At 71.0% G+C, this 17767-nt stretch carries 15 protein-coding genes; 10 read left to right on the top strand and 5 right to left on the bottom strand.

Annotation, left to right across the window (positions count from 1 at the left end):
* Window positions 1–31 precede the first annotated feature (31 nt).
* Window positions 32–679 carry a fasciclin domain-containing protein gene (locus Acy02nite_RS35835; RefSeq protein ID WP_203751626.1) on the top strand — a complete coding sequence of 216 codons (648 nt, stop codon included), beginning with the start codon at window positions 32–34 and terminating at the stop codon, window positions 677–679.
* Window positions 679–2178, top strand: coding sequence for a molybdopterin-dependent oxidoreductase (locus Acy02nite_RS35840; protein ID WP_203751629.1), 1500 nt, complete (start codon window positions 679–681; stop codon window positions 2176–2178). The genes Acy02nite_RS35835 and Acy02nite_RS35840 overlap by 1 nt, the downstream gene beginning before the upstream one ends.
* A 112-nt stretch (window positions 2179–2290) precedes the next feature.
* Here the strand turns inward: Acy02nite_RS35840 and Acy02nite_RS35845 are convergent, their stop codons facing one another.
* On the bottom strand, window positions 2291–2731 hold the full coding sequence (locus Acy02nite_RS35845; RefSeq protein WP_203751632.1) for a hypothetical protein: 441 nt from the start codon (window positions 2729–2731) through the stop codon (window positions 2291–2293).
* A 292-nt stretch (window positions 2732–3023) separates the two neighbouring features.
* Here Acy02nite_RS35845 and Acy02nite_RS35850 point away from each other — a divergent pair, with 292 nt between their 5' ends.
* From Acy02nite_RS35850 to Acy02nite_RS35870, 5 genes are all read left to right on the top strand, one after another.
* Window positions 3024–3797: a hypothetical protein gene (locus Acy02nite_RS35850; protein ID WP_203751635.1), complete on the top strand. Its 774-nt coding sequence runs from the start codon at window positions 3024–3026 to the stop codon at window positions 3795–3797.
* A 354-nt stretch (window positions 3798–4151) separates the two neighbouring features.
* Entirely contained in the window at window positions 4152–5933 is a 1782-nt protein-coding gene (locus Acy02nite_RS35855) for a hypothetical protein (RefSeq protein ID WP_203751638.1), read from the top strand.
* Window positions 5934–5962: 29 nt separating this feature from the next.
* The gene (locus Acy02nite_RS35860; RefSeq protein WP_203751641.1) at window positions 5963–6397 is read left to right on the top strand and encodes a hypothetical protein; all 435 of its coding nucleotides are present in this window, start codon (window positions 5963–5965) and stop codon (window positions 6395–6397) included.
* A gap of 29 nt (window positions 6398–6426) precedes the next feature.
* Window positions 6427–6783 (top strand): hypothetical protein, encoded by a 357-nt coding sequence (locus Acy02nite_RS35865; RefSeq protein WP_203751644.1) that lies wholly within the window; start codon window positions 6427–6429, stop codon window positions 6781–6783.
* The gene (locus Acy02nite_RS35870; protein ID WP_203751646.1) at window positions 6780–8261 is read left to right on the top strand and encodes a phage exclusion protein Lit family protein; all 1482 of its coding nucleotides are present in this window, start codon (window positions 6780–6782) and stop codon (window positions 8259–8261) included. Before Acy02nite_RS35865 ends, Acy02nite_RS35870 begins: the two co-directional genes overlap by 4 nt.
* A gap of 32 nt (window positions 8262–8293) precedes the next feature.
* On the opposite strand, the gene Acy02nite_RS35875 is transcribed toward Acy02nite_RS35870, so the two are convergent.
* Together Acy02nite_RS35875 and Acy02nite_RS35880 are read right to left on the bottom strand one after the other, a co-directional pair.
* Window positions 8294–9922 (bottom strand): methyl-accepting chemotaxis protein, encoded by a 1629-nt coding sequence (locus Acy02nite_RS35875; protein WP_239175494.1) that lies wholly within the window; start codon window positions 9920–9922, stop codon window positions 8294–8296.
* 172 nt (window positions 9923–10094) lie between these two features.
* Window positions 10095–11198 (bottom strand): NAD(P)/FAD-dependent oxidoreductase, encoded by a 1104-nt coding sequence (locus Acy02nite_RS35880; protein WP_203751649.1) that lies wholly within the window; start codon window positions 11196–11198, stop codon window positions 10095–10097.
* Between the two features lie 83 nt (window positions 11199–11281).
* Between Acy02nite_RS35880 and Acy02nite_RS35885 the strand changes: the two genes are divergently transcribed.
* Window positions 11282–11764 (top strand): MarR family winged helix-turn-helix transcriptional regulator, encoded by a 483-nt coding sequence (locus Acy02nite_RS35885; RefSeq protein WP_203751652.1) that lies wholly within the window; start codon window positions 11282–11284, stop codon window positions 11762–11764.
* 77 nt (window positions 11765–11841) lie between these two features.
* Window positions 11842–12489 carry a response regulator gene (locus Acy02nite_RS35890; RefSeq protein WP_203751656.1) on the top strand — a complete coding sequence of 216 codons (648 nt, stop codon included), beginning with the start codon at window positions 11842–11844 and terminating at the stop codon, window positions 12487–12489.
* A 34-nt stretch (window positions 12490–12523) separates the two neighbouring features.
* Here the strand turns inward: Acy02nite_RS35890 and Acy02nite_RS35895 are convergent, their stop codons facing one another.
* On the bottom strand, window positions 12524–13714 hold the full coding sequence (locus tag Acy02nite_RS35895; RefSeq protein WP_203751659.1) for a sensor histidine kinase: 1191 nt from the start codon (window positions 13712–13714) through the stop codon (window positions 12524–12526).
* Between the two features lie 15 nt (window positions 13715–13729).
* The gene (locus tag Acy02nite_RS35900) at window positions 13730–15229 is read right to left on the bottom strand and encodes an alpha/beta fold hydrolase (RefSeq protein ID WP_203751662.1); all 1500 of its coding nucleotides are present in this window, start codon (window positions 15227–15229) and stop codon (window positions 13730–13732) included.
* 246 nt (window positions 15230–15475) lie between these two features.
* On the opposite strand from Acy02nite_RS35900, the gene Acy02nite_RS35905 reads away from it, so the two are divergent.
* Window positions 15476–17713 carry an MMPL family transporter gene (locus Acy02nite_RS35905; RefSeq protein WP_203751664.1) on the top strand — a complete coding sequence of 746 codons (2238 nt, stop codon included), beginning with the start codon at window positions 15476–15478 and terminating at the stop codon, window positions 17711–17713.
* The last annotated feature ends 54 nt before the right edge of the window (window positions 17714–17767 follow it).

Below are 17767 nucleotides of genomic sequence, written 5' to 3' on the forward strand. Positions count from 1 at the left end.
GGTGTAAGTCCCGATAAAGAGGAGCAAACCAATGCGTGCAACGAAGCTCACCGCCCTGGCCGCCGCGACCGTCTTCGCGATCTCGCTGTCCGCCTGCGGCAGTGACTCCGACGACGGCAACAGCGGCGGGACGGCGGCCGCGGCGCCGACGATGACCTCGGCGGCGCCCAGCATGGCCCCGAGCATGAGCACCGACATGGTGAACTTCGGCCCGGGCTGTGCGGCGGTGCCGGCCGACCCGGCGAACGCCGGCAGTTTCGAGGCGATGGGCAAGGTGCCGGTGGCCACCGCAGCCTCCGGTAACCCGCTGCTGTCCACCCTGGTCACCGCGGTGAAGAAGGCCGGCCTGGTCGACTCGCTGAACTCGGCCGACGGGATCACGGTCTTCGCGCCGACCAACGACGCGTTCGCCAAGATCCCGAAGGCGACCCTGGACAAGGTCCTTGCCGACAAGAAGACACTGACCAGCATCCTCACCTACCACGTCGTGCCCGGCAAGCTGACCCCGGCAGACCTGGCCGGCACCCACAAGACGCTGCAGGGCGACGACGTGACCGTGACCGGCAGTGGCGAAGACTTCAAGGTCGGTGCGGACAACGCGTCGGTGGTGTGCGGCAACGTGCAGACCGCCAACGCGACCGTCTACATCATCGACTCCGTCCTGATGCCGAAGAGCTGATGAGCCGGCTGCGCGGGGCGATCAGCGGGATCGTCGCGGCGGGCACCGGGATCGCGGCCGCGGAACTCCTCGCCGCCGCGGTCCGGCCCGGTGCGGGTCCCCTGGTCGCGGTGGGTGGCGCGGTCATCGACGCCACCCCCACCCCCATCAAGGAGTTTGCGGTACGGGAACTGGGCACCCACGACAAGCCCGTGCTGCTCGGCGTGATCGGCGTCGTGCTGATCCTGCTCGCCGCGGCCACCGGGATCGCGGCGACGACGTGGCGGGCCGCGATCCCGGTGGGCACGGCACTGCTCGGTGCGGCGGGGGCGGCCGCCGCACTGTCCCGACCGGCCGGGACCGTGCTGGACGCGGTCCCGGCCGTGTTCGGGGCGGCTCTGGCCGGCCTGGCGCTGTGGTGGCTGCTGCGCGACCGGCAGGGGGCTACTGACGCCGTACGGGACAAGGGGGTTGATCGGCGGTTGGTTCTTCGCCTGTCGCTGCTGGCGGCCGGCGCCGGTGCGGCAGAGGTCGCTGGTCTGGCCGTTTCCGGTCGGCGGGAGAACGCGGCCGGCAAGTCCCGGGAAGCGATCGCGCTTCCCGCGCCGGCCGATCCGGCGAAACCGCTGCCGAACGGGATCGCAGCGGACTTCACCACACCGAACGCGAACTTCTACCGCGTCGACACCGCCCTGACCGTGCCCCGCATCGATCCCTCGACGTGGCGGCTGAGGATCCACGGGATGGTCGACCGGGAGATCGAGCTGTCGTTCGCGGACCTGCTGCAGCGACCGCTGATCGAGCGCGACATCACTCTCAACTGCGTGTCCAACGAGGTGGGAGGCCCTTACATCGGCACCGCACGGTGGCTTGGCGTGCCCCTCGCGGCGCTGCTGGGAGAAGCTGGGGTGCAGAGCGGCGCCGACCAGATCGTGGCCCGCTCGGTCGAGGGGATGACCATCGGCACGCCGGTCACGACCGCGCTCGACGGGCGCGACACGATGCTCGCGGTCGGCATGAACGGTGAACCCCTGCCGCTCGACCACGGTTTCCCGGTGCGGATGCTGACGCCCGGGCTGTACGGCTACGCCGGTGCCTGCAAGTGGGTGACCGAGCTGGAGCTGACCACTTTTGATCGCTTCGACGCGTACTGGGTCGAGCGTGGCTGGGGCAGCCAGGGGACGGTCAAGACTGCGTCGCGGATCGACAAGCCGAAGCCGTTCGCCCGGATGGCCGCCGGGACGGTCACCGTGGCCGGCGTCGCCTGGGCCCAGCGCCGTGGTGTCGCCGCCGTCGAGATCAGCGTCGACGGCGGCCCGTGGACGAAGGCGGAACTGCTGCCCACAGCGTCGATTGATACCTGGACGCAGTGGCGGTTCAGTTGGAAGGCGAGCGCCGGGCCGCACTCGCTGGCGGTGCGCGCCACCGACAAGAGTGGTGCGGTGCAGCCCGAGACCCGGGCCACCCCGTTCCCGGACGGTGCGACCGGCTGGCACACGATCAGCGTCACCGTGGGCTGAGCCCCGGGCGGTGCGACTCTGGACTCACCGGGCCGGCTGATCGACGACCCGGTGCCCGTCCGGCGGTGCCGGCCTCAGGAGGCTGCGCGGGGTGCGACACCGGCTGGTGCCGTCAGCGCCACACGGTGAAGCGAACGGTCTGGATCTCGGGCTCGATGTAGTCGACCTGGTACAGGACACGGAAGACCGTGCCGTCGGGCACGTCGGTGGCCAGCACCGTGCGGTGGCCCGGCGGCGTGGAGCACGCCCGCACCGGCTCGCTGTAGGTGGGGTCGCCGCCGTCGGGTCGTAGGTAGGCCAGCAGGAACGTCTGGCAGTTGTCGTCGGGGTGGCGGATGTCCCGGATGTGGGAGACCGCGATGGTGGTGCACGCCGACTTCGGCACGGTCACCGGGGCGGAGGCGATGCGGCCGCCCGCGTAGAAGCCGGTGCCGGGTCGTGCCGGCGTGCATGTGCCGTTGGCGGAGGTGTGGGCTGCGGCGACCGTGGCGGGTGCGAGCGCGGCCATGCCGGCTACCGCGAGGGCGGTAGTGATACCTGCGGGTCTGTTCATGTGGACGACAGTGCTCCGAGCACCCCCACCTACCCGATGACCATGAGTGACTGGCACGTATCCGGGAGTGACGGGTCGATCCCGCCGTGCCGCAATGCCGTCCATCGCCGCAAGCCGTAGATCGTCGCACGTCGATCACCGGCCAGCCGCTCCCCCGAATGGTTGCTCTTGCCGTGCCACCGAGCCGGGTGCGCCGACGTCTCGGTCGAGATCGCCGCGAGCGTCGGCAATCCGACAGTTCCACGATGGACCGGGTGCGTACGATCCCCGGCGCCGGACCTAGGAGGCAGACGTGTCGTTCTTCAGAAGACGAAACGCTCAACCCACCAACCGCCCGCTCACCCCACCACCCGCACCCCGCCGCCCCGAGTCGGCGTCGGTACTTCTAAACGTTCTTGCGGCCGGGCTGGAGAAAGCCCTGCCGGACGAGCGGCAGTCGCAGATCTGGTCCGTGCTCGAAAACCCGGTCGACGCCTCGGCGGACGCCGAGACCCGGCGTGCCTTCGTGGCGCTCGACTGGCTGGTCCGCGTCTGGACCCCGGCCTGGACGGCGATGGTCCCCGGTGTCGGCGAGGATCTGGCGGCCAAGCTCCAGGAGCTGCCACCGATCACCGATCTCGCTTCGGCCGAGGCCGCGGGACACTTCGTCGGCGTGCTGGAGAGCACGTCGGCCCAGGCCGAGAAGACGATCGCCCCGTACAAGGACAATCTGTACGACGAGGCCGCGGCGGCCGCCGCCCGGAGTGCGTCCGACCGGGTCCGCGTCGAGTCGGCGGGTGCCGCCGTGGCCGACGCCGCCGCGTCGACGATCCTCGAGGCTTGTCTGGCCGCCCGGACGGACGTCGCCCTGACCGGCGCGACCGCCATTTCGCTGCTGGTCAGCCTGGACGGCGTGTCGCCCTACATCCAGAACTGGGCGTCCGGACCGGGCGAAGTCGAAGCGAAGATCCTTTCCATTCGGGCTCTGGCCCCGCTCGCCGCGTGGCGGTCGCTCGAACCGACCGCCGAGGCTCTCCAGCAGTCGGCCCTGGACCTTCACCGCCGTCTGGCGCAACCGCGTCAGTAGAACCGCCAGGGGGCCGCGATCATCACTTCGGACATCGACGACACCCGGGCCGCGGCCGACGCCGCGTTCCGGTGCGACGCGCTCGCCGCGCTCGCCGTCGAACGAAACCTCGATCTGGTACGGACACTCGCCGCGGCCGCCGGGCGGGCCGGCGACCTCCTGCGCGCCGACAGCGCCGTCCTGTCCGACCTGTCGTCCGGCATACTCGGCTCGACGACGGCCCGTCATCTCCGGCTGGCGCGGATCGGCACCGACCGGGTCTTCGAGCTTCTCCAGAATGAGATACGCCGAAGTCACCGTGCCGCGCACGACCGGACGGGAACCACCGGCGCGCTGGAGGCCGAGTTCGACAACTTGGCCCGGGCCTGGCGGCAGGCGGTTCAGGAGGCGGCGCAGGCCGCGCGGCACGCGGCTCAGGCGCTGCCGGCCGGACTCGACGCGCTGGAACCGGTCATGGCGCAGATCCGCCCCGGACCGGGCTCGGCGCTGCCCCCGTACGTCTTCCCGCAGGACGCCTGGATCGGGGACGGCCGGCCCGGTGCCACCGGGCCGAGCCGGTGGCTGATGGAACTGGACGTGCTGCCCGACCGGCCGTGGGCGGTCGTTCCCCGCATCGACCGGGGCGAGCGGAGCGTCGTCTTCCAGACTGACGACCGCGACCTGACAGTGGCGTCCGCGGCCCGGGCGGTGCGGAGCATCGTGATCGACCAGATGTCGCGCGCCGCACCGAATCTGCTGCGGCTGACCTGGATCGACACGCTTCAGCACGGTAAGGGCGCCGGGCCGCTCCTGGACCTGGTGACCACCAACGACCGAGTGATCGACGGGCAGGTGTGGACCCAGGCCGACGACATCGAGCAGGCGCTGCGCCGGGTCAGCGAGCGGATGGCGCAGATCGAACAGCACTGCCTGCTGGGCCGGCACTCGGACCTGGACGACTACAACCGGCAGGCCGGGCCGCTGGCCGAGGCCCGTCACGTGGTGGTCGTCTCGGGATATCCGCACGGGTTCACCGCGGCCGGCGCCGAGCAACTCGGACGGGTCACCGAGTCCGGGGGACGGCTGGGTGTCTCGGTCCTGGTGGTGATGCATCCGTCCATGGCGTCCCTGACGCGTCTGGTGGACGGCCCGGCGCCGGGGTACGCCCGGCTCGTGGACGGTGCCCGCCCGCCCGGGGCCCCGGCCTGGTGGAACGACAGTCACCTGCTCCGGGGTGACTACGTGCTCGGCCGTGCCGGACGCCCGTACGCCGGTGTGACCGACCGCAACACGGCAACGACCGTGTGGGTACCAGCCCGGTTCCGAGCCACTGACGACACGGTGGCGGCCTCGATCGTCGGCGCGTACGCGTCGGTGTCCGACCGGCTGCCGCCCTCCGGGGTGAGCACCCGCCACCAGGCCGAACAGGAACTCGACCCGGCCGTGCGCACCCCGGCGCTGCGTACCGCGATGGTCCGGTGGCTCTACGACCGGCACCGGGCGGGCGACGCGCCCGAGGACTGGACGGGCTTCGTCCGTACGGGATCGTCGTCCTTGAGGTTCTTGAACCGCGAACCGCTGGGCCTCGACGAGGTCCGCCGGCAGGCGGCATACCTCTACCAGCAGGCCTACGTGGACGCGGCCGGTGACTCCGGCGGCTGGACGAGGCCGCGACTCACCGCCCGGGGCGAGGACAAGGCCCTGGCCCACGACAGCTCGCTCGCGGGTTACCTGCTCAGCAATTCGAGGACGGTGGTGCACATGACCTCACAGAACAACTACGGCCCGATGATCCAGGGGAACGTGCAGGGATCGCAGTTCATCTGGCAGAACGGCACCGCGAACAACAATCAGGTCGGCGGGTCACCGGTCGCCGCGGGCTACGAGAGCGTCGCGGAGGTCGTCGCCGAGGTTCTCGCCCAGCTGCCGCGGCTCGGCCTGCCCGCCGAAGAGGCGGAGGGCGCGCGGGACAGCGCCGGCGAGATTTTGGCCGAGGTTTCCTCGACGGCGCCGAACCGGAGCCGGGTGGTCCGGTCGCTGGCCGCGCTGAGAGGTTTTCTGCTGCCGATCCTGAACCAAGCCGCGGCCGGCGCCGGGGCCGGCGCGCACGATCTGGCGAAAACGGCGCTGGACCGGTTGCAGCACGTCACCTTCTGACCCTCCCGACGCGACCCGAGCAGCGACACATGGACGAGGACGAACTGCGGCGCACGGTCCGGAAGAGCCTCGACGAGGCGTTCACCGGCGTCAGCCTCACCGAGAGCGGGACGATCATGGTCCCGATGCCGGACAATCCGATCGGCTGCAAGACCGCTCGCCTGGCCGACGGCTCGCTGACGGTCAACCTCGAAGCGCCGGTCCTGTTCGACGTGCCGGCCCCCTCGGCCGTCCTGTACGAGCTGATCTGCGTGCTCAGCAACAACCTCGGCTACGGCTCCTTCGTGGTGATCGGCGGCCCGAACGGGGACATCCACATCTTCCTGCGGGCCCAGGTCCCGCCCGAGGCGGCGCACGGTCCCGCGATGCCCCGCGCGGTGCGGCTGCTGCACGCCGCGGCGCTGCACGAGATCCAGCGGTTCCGCTCCCTGACGCCGCCCATCGGCGGGACGACAGCACTGTAGTGACGATCACCCTCCACGAAAGGCGACCGATGACGGTAGAGCAGTACTGGACCAAGACCGACGACGAGTTGTACGCCCTGCTGGGCGCCGAACTCCTCGGTGAGGGTGTCGGCCTGTCACCGGAGGACGACGAGAGCCATCGGCGCTTCGGCAAGGAGTGGTTCAGCAACAAGCACCGGGAGCTGCAGCGCAAGGTGTGCCACGACGAGCGGATCCAGCCGTTGCTCGGCACGACCGGCTCGGACCGGCTCGTCGACGCGGTCACCGTGGCCGAGACACTGCGGCTGCTCGACGACGCGTCGCTGCCGACGGTCGGCCTGGTCGCCGTACTGATCGCCCGGGTCGGCCTCGGCGAGTTCTGCCGCAACGCGCCTCAGCCCCGATGAGCACCGGCCCGGGCGCCCGCTCCATGGCCGAGATCCTGGCCACCAGGATCAGGAGCGACCGTGAGGATCAGCTGGAGGAAATGATCCAGCGGCTGACCGAGCTGGACGCCGCCGACGACCTCGCCCAGCTCGACGAGAACACCCGCGGCTGGCGGCAGAGCGAGTGGAGCGCCCGGCACGACAACCCGGTCGACGGGCTGATCGCGGAGCTGATCGCCGACGTGATGGCCGCGATGGCCGACCTGACCGACCGGCCCGAGCGGCTCGCCCGGGTCTTCGTGGTCACCCTCAAGCAGGAGAGTGTGGCGGCTCGCCTGCGGCAACTGGCCGACGGCTCCGCGCTCGTCTACTTCTCCGACGCGACGCTCACCCTCTGCCAGCTCTACGCCGGCTGCGCGGCCGAGGGCCTGACCGGTCTCTATTCGGGAGGGCGCCTGCGCGACCTGTGGCGGGTGGCGAAGTCGGTCCGCGATCACCAGCGGCTGGGAGCCGACCCGGCGCTGCTCGGCGGTTTGCTGCGGTACTACCTCGTCAACCAGCGGATCTACGCACTCGCGGCCAAGCTGAGTCACCGCCTGACGCCATCGGCCGAGCCTCTCGGCGTCTGGCTCACCGCCCAGGCCGTGACGTTCGTGCTGGGTCACGAGATCGCCCACCACGTGCTCGACCACCGTCCCGCCGCCAGCGACTCCCCGCCCGCCGACGACCTGTCGGCTTGCCCGCTGAGCGAGCAGCAGGAGTTCGAGGCGGATCTGCTCGGTTACCGGGCGGCCGTCCACGTCGGCCGGCGCGACGTCGCCCGGATGCCGGCCGGCGCCGGCGTCGGCGCCGACCTTCCCGAGATCGGTGCGGCGCTGGGCGCGCTGATCGGGATGCTGGCCATCCACGTGACCGAACAGGGACTGTTCATCCGGCGCGGGCGCAGCCATCCGCCCGCTCCGGCCCGGGCCGCCCGGCTCCTGGACGAGTTCAGCGACCGGGTCCGCCGGTTCGCCGAGCCGTTCCAGGCCGACCTGCTGCGGGCCACCCGGGACGCCGCCGACTTCTCGGCCTCGGGCCGTTCGTTCGACCCGGCCTGGTTTCATGCACAGCCCCAGGTCAGCACGCCGCTGCCGCTGCAGAACCTGCAGAACGTCTCGATCCTGGACCGGTTCCAGTGCCGTACCCGGGCAGATCATGCCGCGGTGCTCGTCGGCATCGGCGAGATCTCCCCGTTCTCGCCGGCCGCCGGCGCCCACGCGGGCCTGGCCGGTGATGCCCGGGGCGCCCTGCTCGGCTGGGGTGTGCCGGAGGCCACGACCGACGAGCTCTGTGCCGAGCACCGGGCGCTGGAGTTCTCCACGCTGGTCGCCAGGTTGCGGGTGGCGTTCGCGGCGCGGGGCGTACCCGAGAAGGCCCTGCTCGCGGGCAGTCTGGCCGGTGCCCAACTGCTGGCCCCGCTGTTGAGCCGAGGTGAGCACCCACCTGCCGGGATCTGACGTGCCGCCCGGCTCGCGGCACCTCTCGGTGGTCAGACGCGGAACTGGGACACGATGGTCCGCAGCTCGGCGGACATCCGGGCCAGCTGTTGAGCGGACTGCTGGGTCCGGCTCACCGTGGCGGTGGTGGTCTGCGCGGCCGCGGCGACACTGGCGATGTTGTCGCTGATGCTGCTGCTGCCCTGCGACGCCTCGGTGATCGACCGGGTCATCTCGGCGGTGGTCGCGGTCTGCTCCTCCACCGCTGAGGCGATGGTCATCTGGTGGTCGTTGATCTGCGAGATGATCGTGGAGATCTCGGTGATGGCGGCCACCGCGTTGGTCGTGTCGGCCTGGATGGCCTCGACCCGGCGGGAGATGTCCTCGGTGGCTTTCGCGGTCTCCTGGGCCAGTTCCTTCACCTCACCCGCGACGACGGCGAAGCCTTTGCCGGTCTCACCGGCGCGGGCCGCCTCGATGGTGGCGTTGAGCGCCAGCAGGTTCGTCTGCTCGGCGATGGAGGTGATCACCTTGACCACGTTGCCGATCTCCGCGGAGGAGTCACCCAGCTTGGCGACGGTGTGCTGAGCGGTGGCAGCCGCGGTGACCGCCTGCGCGGCCACACCGGCGGCATTGCTGGCCGACTGGGAGATCTCCAGGATCGCCGAACCCATCTCGTCGGCGCCCGCGGCGACGGTCCGCACGCTGTGCGAGACGTCCTCGGAGGCGGTGGCCAGCAGCCGGGTCTGATTCGAGGTGTCGTGCGCGGTGCCGGCGATCTCCTCGGCCGAGGCGGACAGCTCCTGCGAGGACTCGGCCAGTACCCGCGACGAGTCGGCGAGTGCGCTCACGGTCGTCCGGATCGACTCGGTGGCCCGGTTGACGGCCTGCGCCATCTGACCGACCTCGTCGGTGCCGGTGGCCTGGGCGGCGTGGGTGAGGTCACCGCCGGCGACAGCGTCGAGCACGGTACGTACGCCGGTGAGCCGCCTGGACACGCTACGGCCGATGACCAGAGCCAGGCCGAGCGCGAGCAGCACCCCGGCGCCGACCAGCACCATGATCAGCCGCTGGGCGTTGCCGGCCTGCTCGTGTGCCTCGGCTCCGGCCTCCGCGGCCCGTGACCGCTCCAGCGTCATGAGTTGTTCGACAGCGGTGTTCATGGTCGTCTCGGCCTGTCCCCACAGGGCGTACTGATCGGCGAGCGTCGTGGGCAGCTCGACGCCGGCCGGTGCCGGGTCGCCGAACAGCAGCAGGTTGACGAGCGCCTTGTACTGCGCCCACGCCGCCCCGAAGGCCTTGACCTGGGTCTTCCACATCGCCGCGGCGTCGGGGACGGCAACATACCGGGTGCCCGCGTCGTCCACCGCCTGCTGCGCTTGTTTGGCCTGCTTCTCGTAGTCCGCCTTGTCGGTGGCGTTCTGTGCGCCCTGGTACAGGAAGAGGCCGCGATACATGTCGGCCATGCCGTCCTGGAGCGTGACCAGCGCGTCGAGCCGGCTGATGTTGCCGTTCTGCAATCGCTGGACGTGGTCGTCCAGCGACTCCATCCGGGACCACGCGACACCGGCCGTGACCACGGCGACGATCGCGACGACGGCCACCGCTGTCACGATCTTCGTCCCGACCCGCAGGTTGTTCAGCTTGCGCCACGGTGCCCGTGGCGTACCGAGCTCGTTCATCAGGCTCCTCAGCTAAGGGTCACCGCGTCAAACGCAGAGCACGTCCTCCCGTTCGGCTGCGTCCGGCTCCCGCTGAGGAACAACGCTCGGACAGGTACGAAACCGCCGTTTCGGTGCCGCAGGACACGAACGCAGGAGCCGGGCCACCGGCGCCCGCTTGTCTCGGACGGGGTCATCCGGGATTCCGGTCGAAGCGGGCGGCGAATCGTGCGGTGAACAGGTCGGCGCCTTTGCGCTGGTGCACTGTCTCGACGGTGGCCGCGGCGGGGCCGTCGGCGGTGGGGAGCTGGCCGACGCCCCCGTGGACCCCCAGGGGCAGCAGGATCCGCCGGTCGGAGGTCGGGGCATGGATGGCTCCGGGCATTTCGCCGGCGAGTTGCGCTCGGATGTTGTCGGCCACGATGACGGCGTGTTCCATGGCGTAGGAGGCCATTTTCGGATCGGGGAGGTCCGCGACGTCGCCGATGGCGTAGACATGGTCGTAGCCCCGGACGTTCAGGTGGTCCGTCACCGGGATCATGCCGTGGCCGGTCAGCGGGGTGAGGCGTCCGTCCGCAAGATAGCCGGTATTGATCTGGAGGCCGAACGCGCGGAACCAGATGTCGGCGGCGATCTGCTCACCGCTGTCGGTCGTGACCGCGAAACGGGCGATCCTGCCGGCGGGGACCGGCGGCGGCGCGGTCAGGCTGGTACCGAGCCGCAGCTCGATGCCGCGTTCCGTCAGCTGGCCGTGCAGGCTGTCGCGTACCTCGGGAAGAAATCCGAGAAGCAGCTCGGCGGTCCGGTCCACGATGATCACGCCCTTGTCCGGCCAGACGTCCTTGATCTCGCCGGCCAGTTCCAGGCCGACGGGGCCCGCGCCGAGGATCAGCACCCGGGTGGCGCCGGACAGCTCCTTGTGCGTCTCGCGGAGGTCGTCCAGCTGCTCGGCTATCGCCGTTGCGCCCGGGCGAGGTTTGGCCGGGTACGAGTAATCGGAGCCGGTGGCCAGAACCAGGTGGTCGGCTCGGACCCGCTCACCGGAGGCGAGGGTCACGCCCTGGGGATCCACCGACACCGCCCGATCGCGGATGACCAGCCCCCGCTCGAGCAGGGTCCCGTACGGGAAGAACGCGTTGGGTGCCCACGCGGGGCGAGTCAGTGCCCGCAGCGACGCGGCCGCGTTGACGAAGCCTTCCCGCGGGTCGATGAGGATGACGTTCGCGTCGGCGTCGAGTTCCTTGGCCACCAGGGTGCCGCCGTAGCCTCCGCCGATGATCACGACTGTTCGTTCCATGTCCCGGTCCTCCTAGAGTTGACGCGACAACTGTAGCCGCCCCAGTTGTCGCGTCAACTCCTTGTGCCGGTACGATCTCCGCCATGGCTGACCGGCGCGCTCTCACTCCGGAGCAGTGGGAGCTGTGGCACTCCTGGATGCAGGCCCACCGCCTGCTCCAGCGCGAACTGGACCGCGATCTGCAACGCGACCACGGCATCTCCAAGGCCGAGTTCAGCGTGCTGGTGACCTTGCACGAGGCCCGTGGGGGAGCGATGCGGGTCGGTGAGCTGGCGGAGTCACTCGGCTGGGAGAAGAGCCGCGTCGCACATCAGCTGACCCGGATGGAGAACCGTGAGCTGGTGGACCGGACCGACCACGAGTCCAACGGCCGCCGCGTCAGCATCAGGCTGACCGCCAAGGGCCGGAGCGCGGCCGAGAATGCCATCGTGAGCCACGGAGCCAACATCCGTCGCCACTTCTTCGACGCGCTGACCTCCGACCAGGCCGCGGCCATCCACGCGTGGAGCCGCCAGACGATCGACCGCGATCAAGCTACCGGGCCGGAGCCGGCGAACGACGGGTGACCCATGACCGCGGAGAACGACGGTTCGACGCGGCTTCCCACGAATCGACGGCCAGAAATCCGACCACAGGAGCCCGAGTGACCATCCGCGTCCTGCTCGCCGACGACCACGAGTTCTTCCGCGCCGGTTTCCGCAGTGCGATGGACACCCAACCGGATCTGGAATGCGTCGCGGACGTGGGCGACGGCCGGGCCGCGGTGGCCGCGATCGAGCGGTTGCGCCCGGACGTCGCCGTGCTCGACATCCGGATGCCGAGGATGGACGGGCTGGCCGCGGCCGAGGCCGTTCTGTCGGGGGACACCGGGGTGAAGGTCCTGCTGCTCACCACGTTCGACGACGACAGCTACATCTACCGGGCGCTGCACGTCGGCGCCAGCGGCTTCTGCCTGAAGAGCATGCCCACCGAGGAACTGCTCGGCGCGATCCGGGTGGCCGCGCGCGGTGACGCCCTCATCGATCCGTCAGTGACCCGCAGGCTTGTCACCCGGCTCGCCGCCGGGATGGCCCCGGCGCCCGCGCCGGCGCAGGCGCTCGCCCGGCTGACGACGCGGGAACGGGAGATCCTGCTCGAAGTGGCTCGCGGCCATTCCAACGCGGAGATCGCCGCGCGCCTCTACGTGGGCGAGCAGACCGTCAAGACCCACGTGTCGCACGTCCTGACCAAGCTCGGCCTGCGGGACCGGGTGCAGGCGGTCATCTACGCGTACGAGAACGCCCTGCTGTAGAAGGCGTGGCAGCCGTGGGCCCGGGCCGCGCCGGTCACCCCGATTCCTCGAGCGGCAGGACAAGGCTGGTCCGCCACGTGGCCGGCCGGTCCGGGGCGGGGCCCGAGGTGACCGACCCACCGAACAGCGAGACCCGGTGGCGCATGCCGTCGAGCCCACGGCCGGTTCCCCGGCCGGGGACGCCCGCGATGCGATTCGCGGACGAGACCCGCAGCTCGGTCGCGGTCTGGGTCACCACGAGGTCGAGGTCGCCGTCGCCGTAGCGCAGCGCGTTGGTCAGAATCTCCTGGATGATGCGATAGGTCGCCAGGTTGAGCGAGTCCGGCAGGCGGTCCGGCTGCAGGTCCTCCCGCCGGAGCTCGACGTTCAGGCCCGCCCGGCGAGTGCCCTGCACCAGCTCGTCGAGAGCATTCAGACCCGGTTGGCGTACGCCGTCGGAGTCGTTGCCGTGCAACAGGTCGAGCATGCGCCGCAGGTCCGACATGGCGGCCCGCCCGGACACCTCGATCTGCTCCAGGAATCCCCGGGTCCGATCCGTCCCGGACGGCCCGAGTGACAGGCGTGCCGCGGCCGCGATGACCCCGACCGCACTGACGTGATGCGAGATGGTGTCGTGCAGATCCCGGGCGATCGCCACCCGTTCGGCCTCCACCGCCGCGGACATCGCCTCGGCCGTCTCCCGGCGCTCGTCGTCTGCCTTGCGCCGGATCTCGGCGATGTATCCGCTGCGCCCGGTGGTGTAGCGGCCCAGCAGGAACGGGATGAGCGTGTTGGTGAGGGTGAGCAGGATGTTGTCGGCGGCGGCCTGATAGCCCTGCACCACCTGGGTCACCGTCATCCCGGCGATCAGCGCGCCCAGCGCGACCCAGGTGCCCCGTCCCTTGATCCAGGCGCCGGCCCGGTAGCCCGCCACCACCAGGCCGGTGGCGTTGCCGATGCCGTTCTCCCGCTCCCCGGTGACGACCAGCAGGACGACCGCCACGCCGACCCGGACCACCGCGTGGGCGACGGCGACCGGCCCGGCGGTGCGCGCCGGCAGGGCAAGCGCCAGATCGACGGCGAGAATCACCAGCCCGGCCAGCCAGATGGCCGGGTGGCCGGGATGGTCCACCGTCGCGTGCAGCAGGAACGGCGCCCCGTCGCCGATGACGCAGCCCAGCGCGATCAGCAGCGACTGCCGGCGTAGCGTCCGGTTCTCGTCGCGCGGGACGCGATCTTCACCCATCCGCACAGTCTCCCGTCAGGCGCGCGGGTCGCGGATGAACTCGACCATCGCGGCCGCTCCGGCCGGAGTCGAGGCGGGCGTGTGCCCGGCGCCGGCGACCTCGACGAAGCGCGCCCGGGGGAACTGGGCGGCCGCGGCCTTGCCGGAGGCGATCGGCGTGTTGGCGTCCAGGTCGCCGTTGAGCACCAGCACCGGCACGTCTGGCATCGTCGCGCCGGGCCCGAAGGGTGGCCGGGCGCTCGGGTCGCCGGGCCAGTTCAGGCACGCACCGGCGTCGAAGTCGGCTCGGGACGTCCAGGCCTCGGCCGAGAACGGCGTGAAGTCCGCGTCGTTCTCCTTCGCCAGAGCCGAGTCGTAGTCCCGGATGCGCGCGGGAACGGTATCGGCGTAATCGAAGTCCCGCAGGTAGTCATGGCAGCTGGTCGCCCACTGCTGCGCGTCGGAGAGGGCTGCCGGACCGTACGAATAGGTGTCCGCCGCCGCGAGAAGGCTGCCACGTACGAGGTCGCGTACCGGCCCCCGGTCGCCCTTGCGTGCCGCGGCCACGGCGGCGGCGAGCTCGAGCTGAGCCCGGGTGTCGGGGCGGCTCGAGAACAGCCGCCCGGCAACCGAGGTCATCTGCCACTCGTCCAGGACGACCCGGTGTCTCGTACCGCGATAGGTGATGTCGAGGTTCTCCGGGTGTTCCCGCAGCCGCCGCAACAGGGTGCCGAGGTCGGTCAGCACCTGTTCGCCCGAGCACCGGCCGGTACGCCGGCACACCAGACCCATGGCCCGGCGGAACGCGGCGGCCCCGACCACGCCGGTGGTGTCCACGTTGACGGCGTACGCCCCGGAGAGCGTGACGGAGCGCACGTGCCGCGGGTAGCGCTGGGCGTAGGCCGGCATGAGGTAGGTGCCGTAGGAGACACCGAGCAGGTCGAGGCGGTCCAGGCTCAGCGTCGCCCGGACCGCGTCGATGTCGTCGGCCACCGCGGTGGTGGCGTACTCGTCCATCCGGTCGCCGAGCTGCCTGCCGCATTCCCCGATGAGCTCGCGCTGGCGCCGCAGCGGGACGAAGACACGGGTCGGCCCGTTCAGGGCGGGACAGCTCAGCGGCGTGGACCGGCCGACCCCGCGCGGGTCGATCAGCAGCAGGTCCCGGCGGTCGAGCAGCGGGCCGAGCGCTTCGGCGAACGCCCCGCCCGACACGTCGATGGCCGACGTGCCCGGACCGCCCGGGTTGGGGACCACCGTGCCGAGCCCCGGCCTGGTGGTGTCGGTGTGCGGGACGAGCGCGAAGGCGATGTCGATCGTGCCGGCCGCGGGACGGCCGCGATGGCGCGGCACGGTGATCTGCCCGCATCGCGCAGTCGGCAGGCTGGGCAACTGCGGGCATTCGACCAGGGCCGCGAGGGTGTCGGCGGTGACGGTCGGTCCGGGCTCGGCGCCCGCGGAGCCGACGGGAGTGCCGGCACAACCGGCCGCGACCGCGGCCACCGCGGCCAGCGCCGCTACGAGTCGAGCTTTCGACATGATCATTTCACCGACGATAGGAAGTTGCGGGCGCCGGATCGTCAGTCATCAGCGGGAGACGGATCTCCCTCTACCGGGGGAGACCACGTCACCGGAGGTGCGACGTCCCGGCCGTGGCGGACCGGAGCGCCGGGCACCGGCTGGGCCGGCTCACCCGTACCGCACAGGGCTTCTCCCTCGGGAGAGGGAGACGAAAGCCAACCGGCGGGTGACGATTCCGGGCGCCGTGATCGACAGGCTGAGCCGGTGAACCCGTCCCGACCGGTTGACCCGGAACCTCCCGCCACCCGCCGCTCGCCGACCCACGCCATCGCCGGATGGAGCATCCGCCATCCGTGGACGGCCGTGGGACTGTGGATCGCCTTCGTCGCCGCATGCCTCGCGATCGGCTCGGCCGTCCCGGCCCGGACGGCGACCAGCGTCGAAAGCACCGTCGGGCAGGCCGCCCAGGCCGAAAGGATGCTGCGTGCGGCCGGTCTGGCCGATCCCGCGTCGGAGAACATCCTCATCACGGCCCGCAGCGGCCGGCTCGACGTGAACGCCGCACAGGCCGCGGCGGCCGCCGTGAACTCCCGGCTGAGCAACCTGCCCGAGGTGGCGCAGATCGGCATCCCGGTCACCGCCGAGGGCAAGGACGCGGTGCTGCTGCCGGTCGTCCTGCGCGGCGACCCGGACACCGCGGTCGACCGCATCGCCGCGGTGCACGCCGCCACGGACACGGTGGCCGCACAGTTCCCCGCCCTGCGGGTGGCCCAGACCGGCAACGCGTCACTCACCGAGGGACTGGCCGAGCAGAGCACGAAGGACCTCGACGCGGCCGGCGCGGTCAGTCTTCCGCTGACGCTGGTGATTCTGCTCGTGGTGTTCGGCGCTCTGCTCGCGGCAGGCGTGCCCCTGCTGCTCGGGCTGTCCGCGGTGGCGGCCGCCTTCGGCCTGTCGTCGCTCATGTCGCACCTGCTGCCGAGCACCGGCACGACCTCGGCCATGATCCTGCTGATGGGCATGGCCGTCGGTGTCGACTACTCCCTCTTCTACGTCAAGCGCTATCGGGACGAGCGGGCCCGCTCCCATGAGCACCTCGACGCCGTCCGGATCGCGGTGCAGACCTCCGGCCACTCGGTCCTGGTCTCGGGCATCGCCGTCATCGTGGCGATGCTGGGCCTGTTCTTCGTCCAGGACGTGACGTTCTCCTCACTGGCCGCCTCCTCGGTCATGGTCGTCACGGTCGCCATGCTCGGCTCGCTGACCGTCCTGCCGGCGTTGCTGGCCGGTCTGGGGCGCGTCCTGGACCGCCCGAGGGTGCCGGTGCTGTGGCGCCTGGCGACCCGTACGCGGGAGCCCCGGCTCTGGCCCTTCCTGCTGCGCCCGTCGCTGCGCCGCCCGTCCTGGACGCTGGCGGCCGCTGTCCTGGGCATGCTCGCGCTGACCGTTCCCGCCCTGAGCATGACGCTCAGCCAGCCCGACATCGACGCGCTGCCCCGAGCCGTGCCCGAGGTGGCCACCCTCCGCGAGTTGACCAAGGCGTTCCCGGACGAGCAGGCCCGCCACAAGGTCGTGGTCACCGCCCCGGCCACGCAAGCGGATCAGGTCGAACAACGGTTGCGGACGCTCAGGGGCGACGTCGGAGGCACCAGTCTGCGAGCGTCGTCCGACCGCCGGGTGCACGAGCTGATCCTGGACACGGACGCCGATGCGGAGTCGGCCCAGGCGCACGACCAGGTGGAGAGCCTGCGTGAACGCCTTCCGGAGACCCTGCGGGGTATCGACGCGACCTGGGCGGTCGGCGGCGACACCGCGAGTTCGATGGACTACACGGCCAACCTCGATCGCGCGCTGCCCTGGGTCGTCGGCTTCGTCATCCTGGCCACCGCCATGATCATCGTTGTGGCGTTCCGATCGCTGGTGCTCGCCCTGGTGACCGCGGTCAGCAACCTGCTGTCGGTGGGGGCGGCGTTCGGCGTCATCACACTGGTCTTCCAGCACATCGGCGGCGGGAAGATCGTCAGCTTCGTCCCGTTGTTCGCCTTCGCGGTCCTTTCCGGACTCTCCATGGACTACCACGTCTTCGTACTGACCCGGATCCGGGAGCTGGTCACCGAGGGGCTGCCGACCCGGCAGGCAGTCGCCCGCGGCATCACCGAATCCGCCGGCACGGTCACCAGCGCCGCCGCGGTCATGGTTGCCGTCTTCAGCGTTTTCATCCTCGGCAACGGCATCGAGTTCCAGCAGCTCGGCGTGGGACTTTCCAGCGCCGTCCTGATCGACGCGCTCGTCATCCGGGCACTCGTGCTGCCGGCGGCGCTGACCATGCTCGGCCCGCGGACCTGGTGGCCGTCGCGTCCGCAACCACATTCGCCCGCGGGGACCCCCGCGCCGCAGCAGCTCGTCGAGGGGGAGTCGCCCACCCTCATCGACGCCACCATGATGCCCACCGGATCCACTCTTGACGGCTGCCCCAACGGCGGTGTGCGGCACCAGAACTGAAGGCTCGCCGTCACTGCTCGCGCGATGATCCAGTGCCCCTGCCGGCGGAAGACC

It is taken from the genome of Actinoplanes cyaneus, assembly GCF_016862095.1.
GTDB classification, from domain to species: Bacteria; Actinomycetota; Actinomycetes; order Mycobacteriales; family Micromonosporaceae; genus Actinoplanes; species Actinoplanes cyaneus.

Excerpts from the sequence above, each read along its gene's own strand:
- Acy02nite_RS35835 (WP_203751626.1), top strand. The coding sequence starts at position 32 with ATGCGTGCAACGAAGCTCACCGCCCTGGCCGCCGCGACCGTCTTCGCG.
- Acy02nite_RS35840 (WP_203751629.1), top strand. The coding sequence starts at position 679 with ATGAGCCGGCTGCGCGGGGCGATCAGCGGGATCGTCGCGGCGGGCACC.
- Acy02nite_RS35845 (WP_203751632.1), bottom strand. The coding sequence starts at position 2,731 with ATGAACAGACCCGCAGGTATCACTACCGCCCTCGCGGTAGCCGGCATG.
- Acy02nite_RS35860 (WP_203751641.1), top strand. The coding sequence starts at position 5,963 with ATGGACGAGGACGAACTGCGGCGCACGGTCCGGAAGAGCCTCGACGAG.
- Acy02nite_RS35865 (WP_203751644.1), top strand. The coding sequence starts at position 6,427 with ATGACGGTAGAGCAGTACTGGACCAAGACCGACGACGAGTTGTACGCC.
- Acy02nite_RS35870 (WP_203751646.1), top strand. The coding sequence starts at position 6,780 with ATGAGCACCGGCCCGGGCGCCCGCTCCATGGCCGAGATCCTGGCCACC.
- Acy02nite_RS35875 (WP_239175494.1), bottom strand. The coding sequence starts at position 9,922 with ATGAACGAGCTCGGTACGCCACGGGCACCGTGGCGCAAGCTGAACAAC.
- Acy02nite_RS35880 (WP_203751649.1), bottom strand. The coding sequence starts at position 11,198 with ATGGAACGAACAGTCGTGATCATCGGCGGAGGCTACGGCGGCACCCTG.
- Acy02nite_RS35885 (WP_203751652.1), top strand. The coding sequence starts at position 11,282 with ATGGCTGACCGGCGCGCTCTCACTCCGGAGCAGTGGGAGCTGTGGCAC.
- Acy02nite_RS35895 (WP_203751659.1), bottom strand. The coding sequence starts at position 13,714 with ATGGGTGAAGATCGCGTCCCGCGCGACGAGAACCGGACGCTACGCCGG.
- Acy02nite_RS35900 (WP_203751662.1), bottom strand. The coding sequence starts at position 15,229 with ATGTCGAAAGCTCGACTCGTAGCGGCGCTGGCCGCGGTGGCCGCGGTC.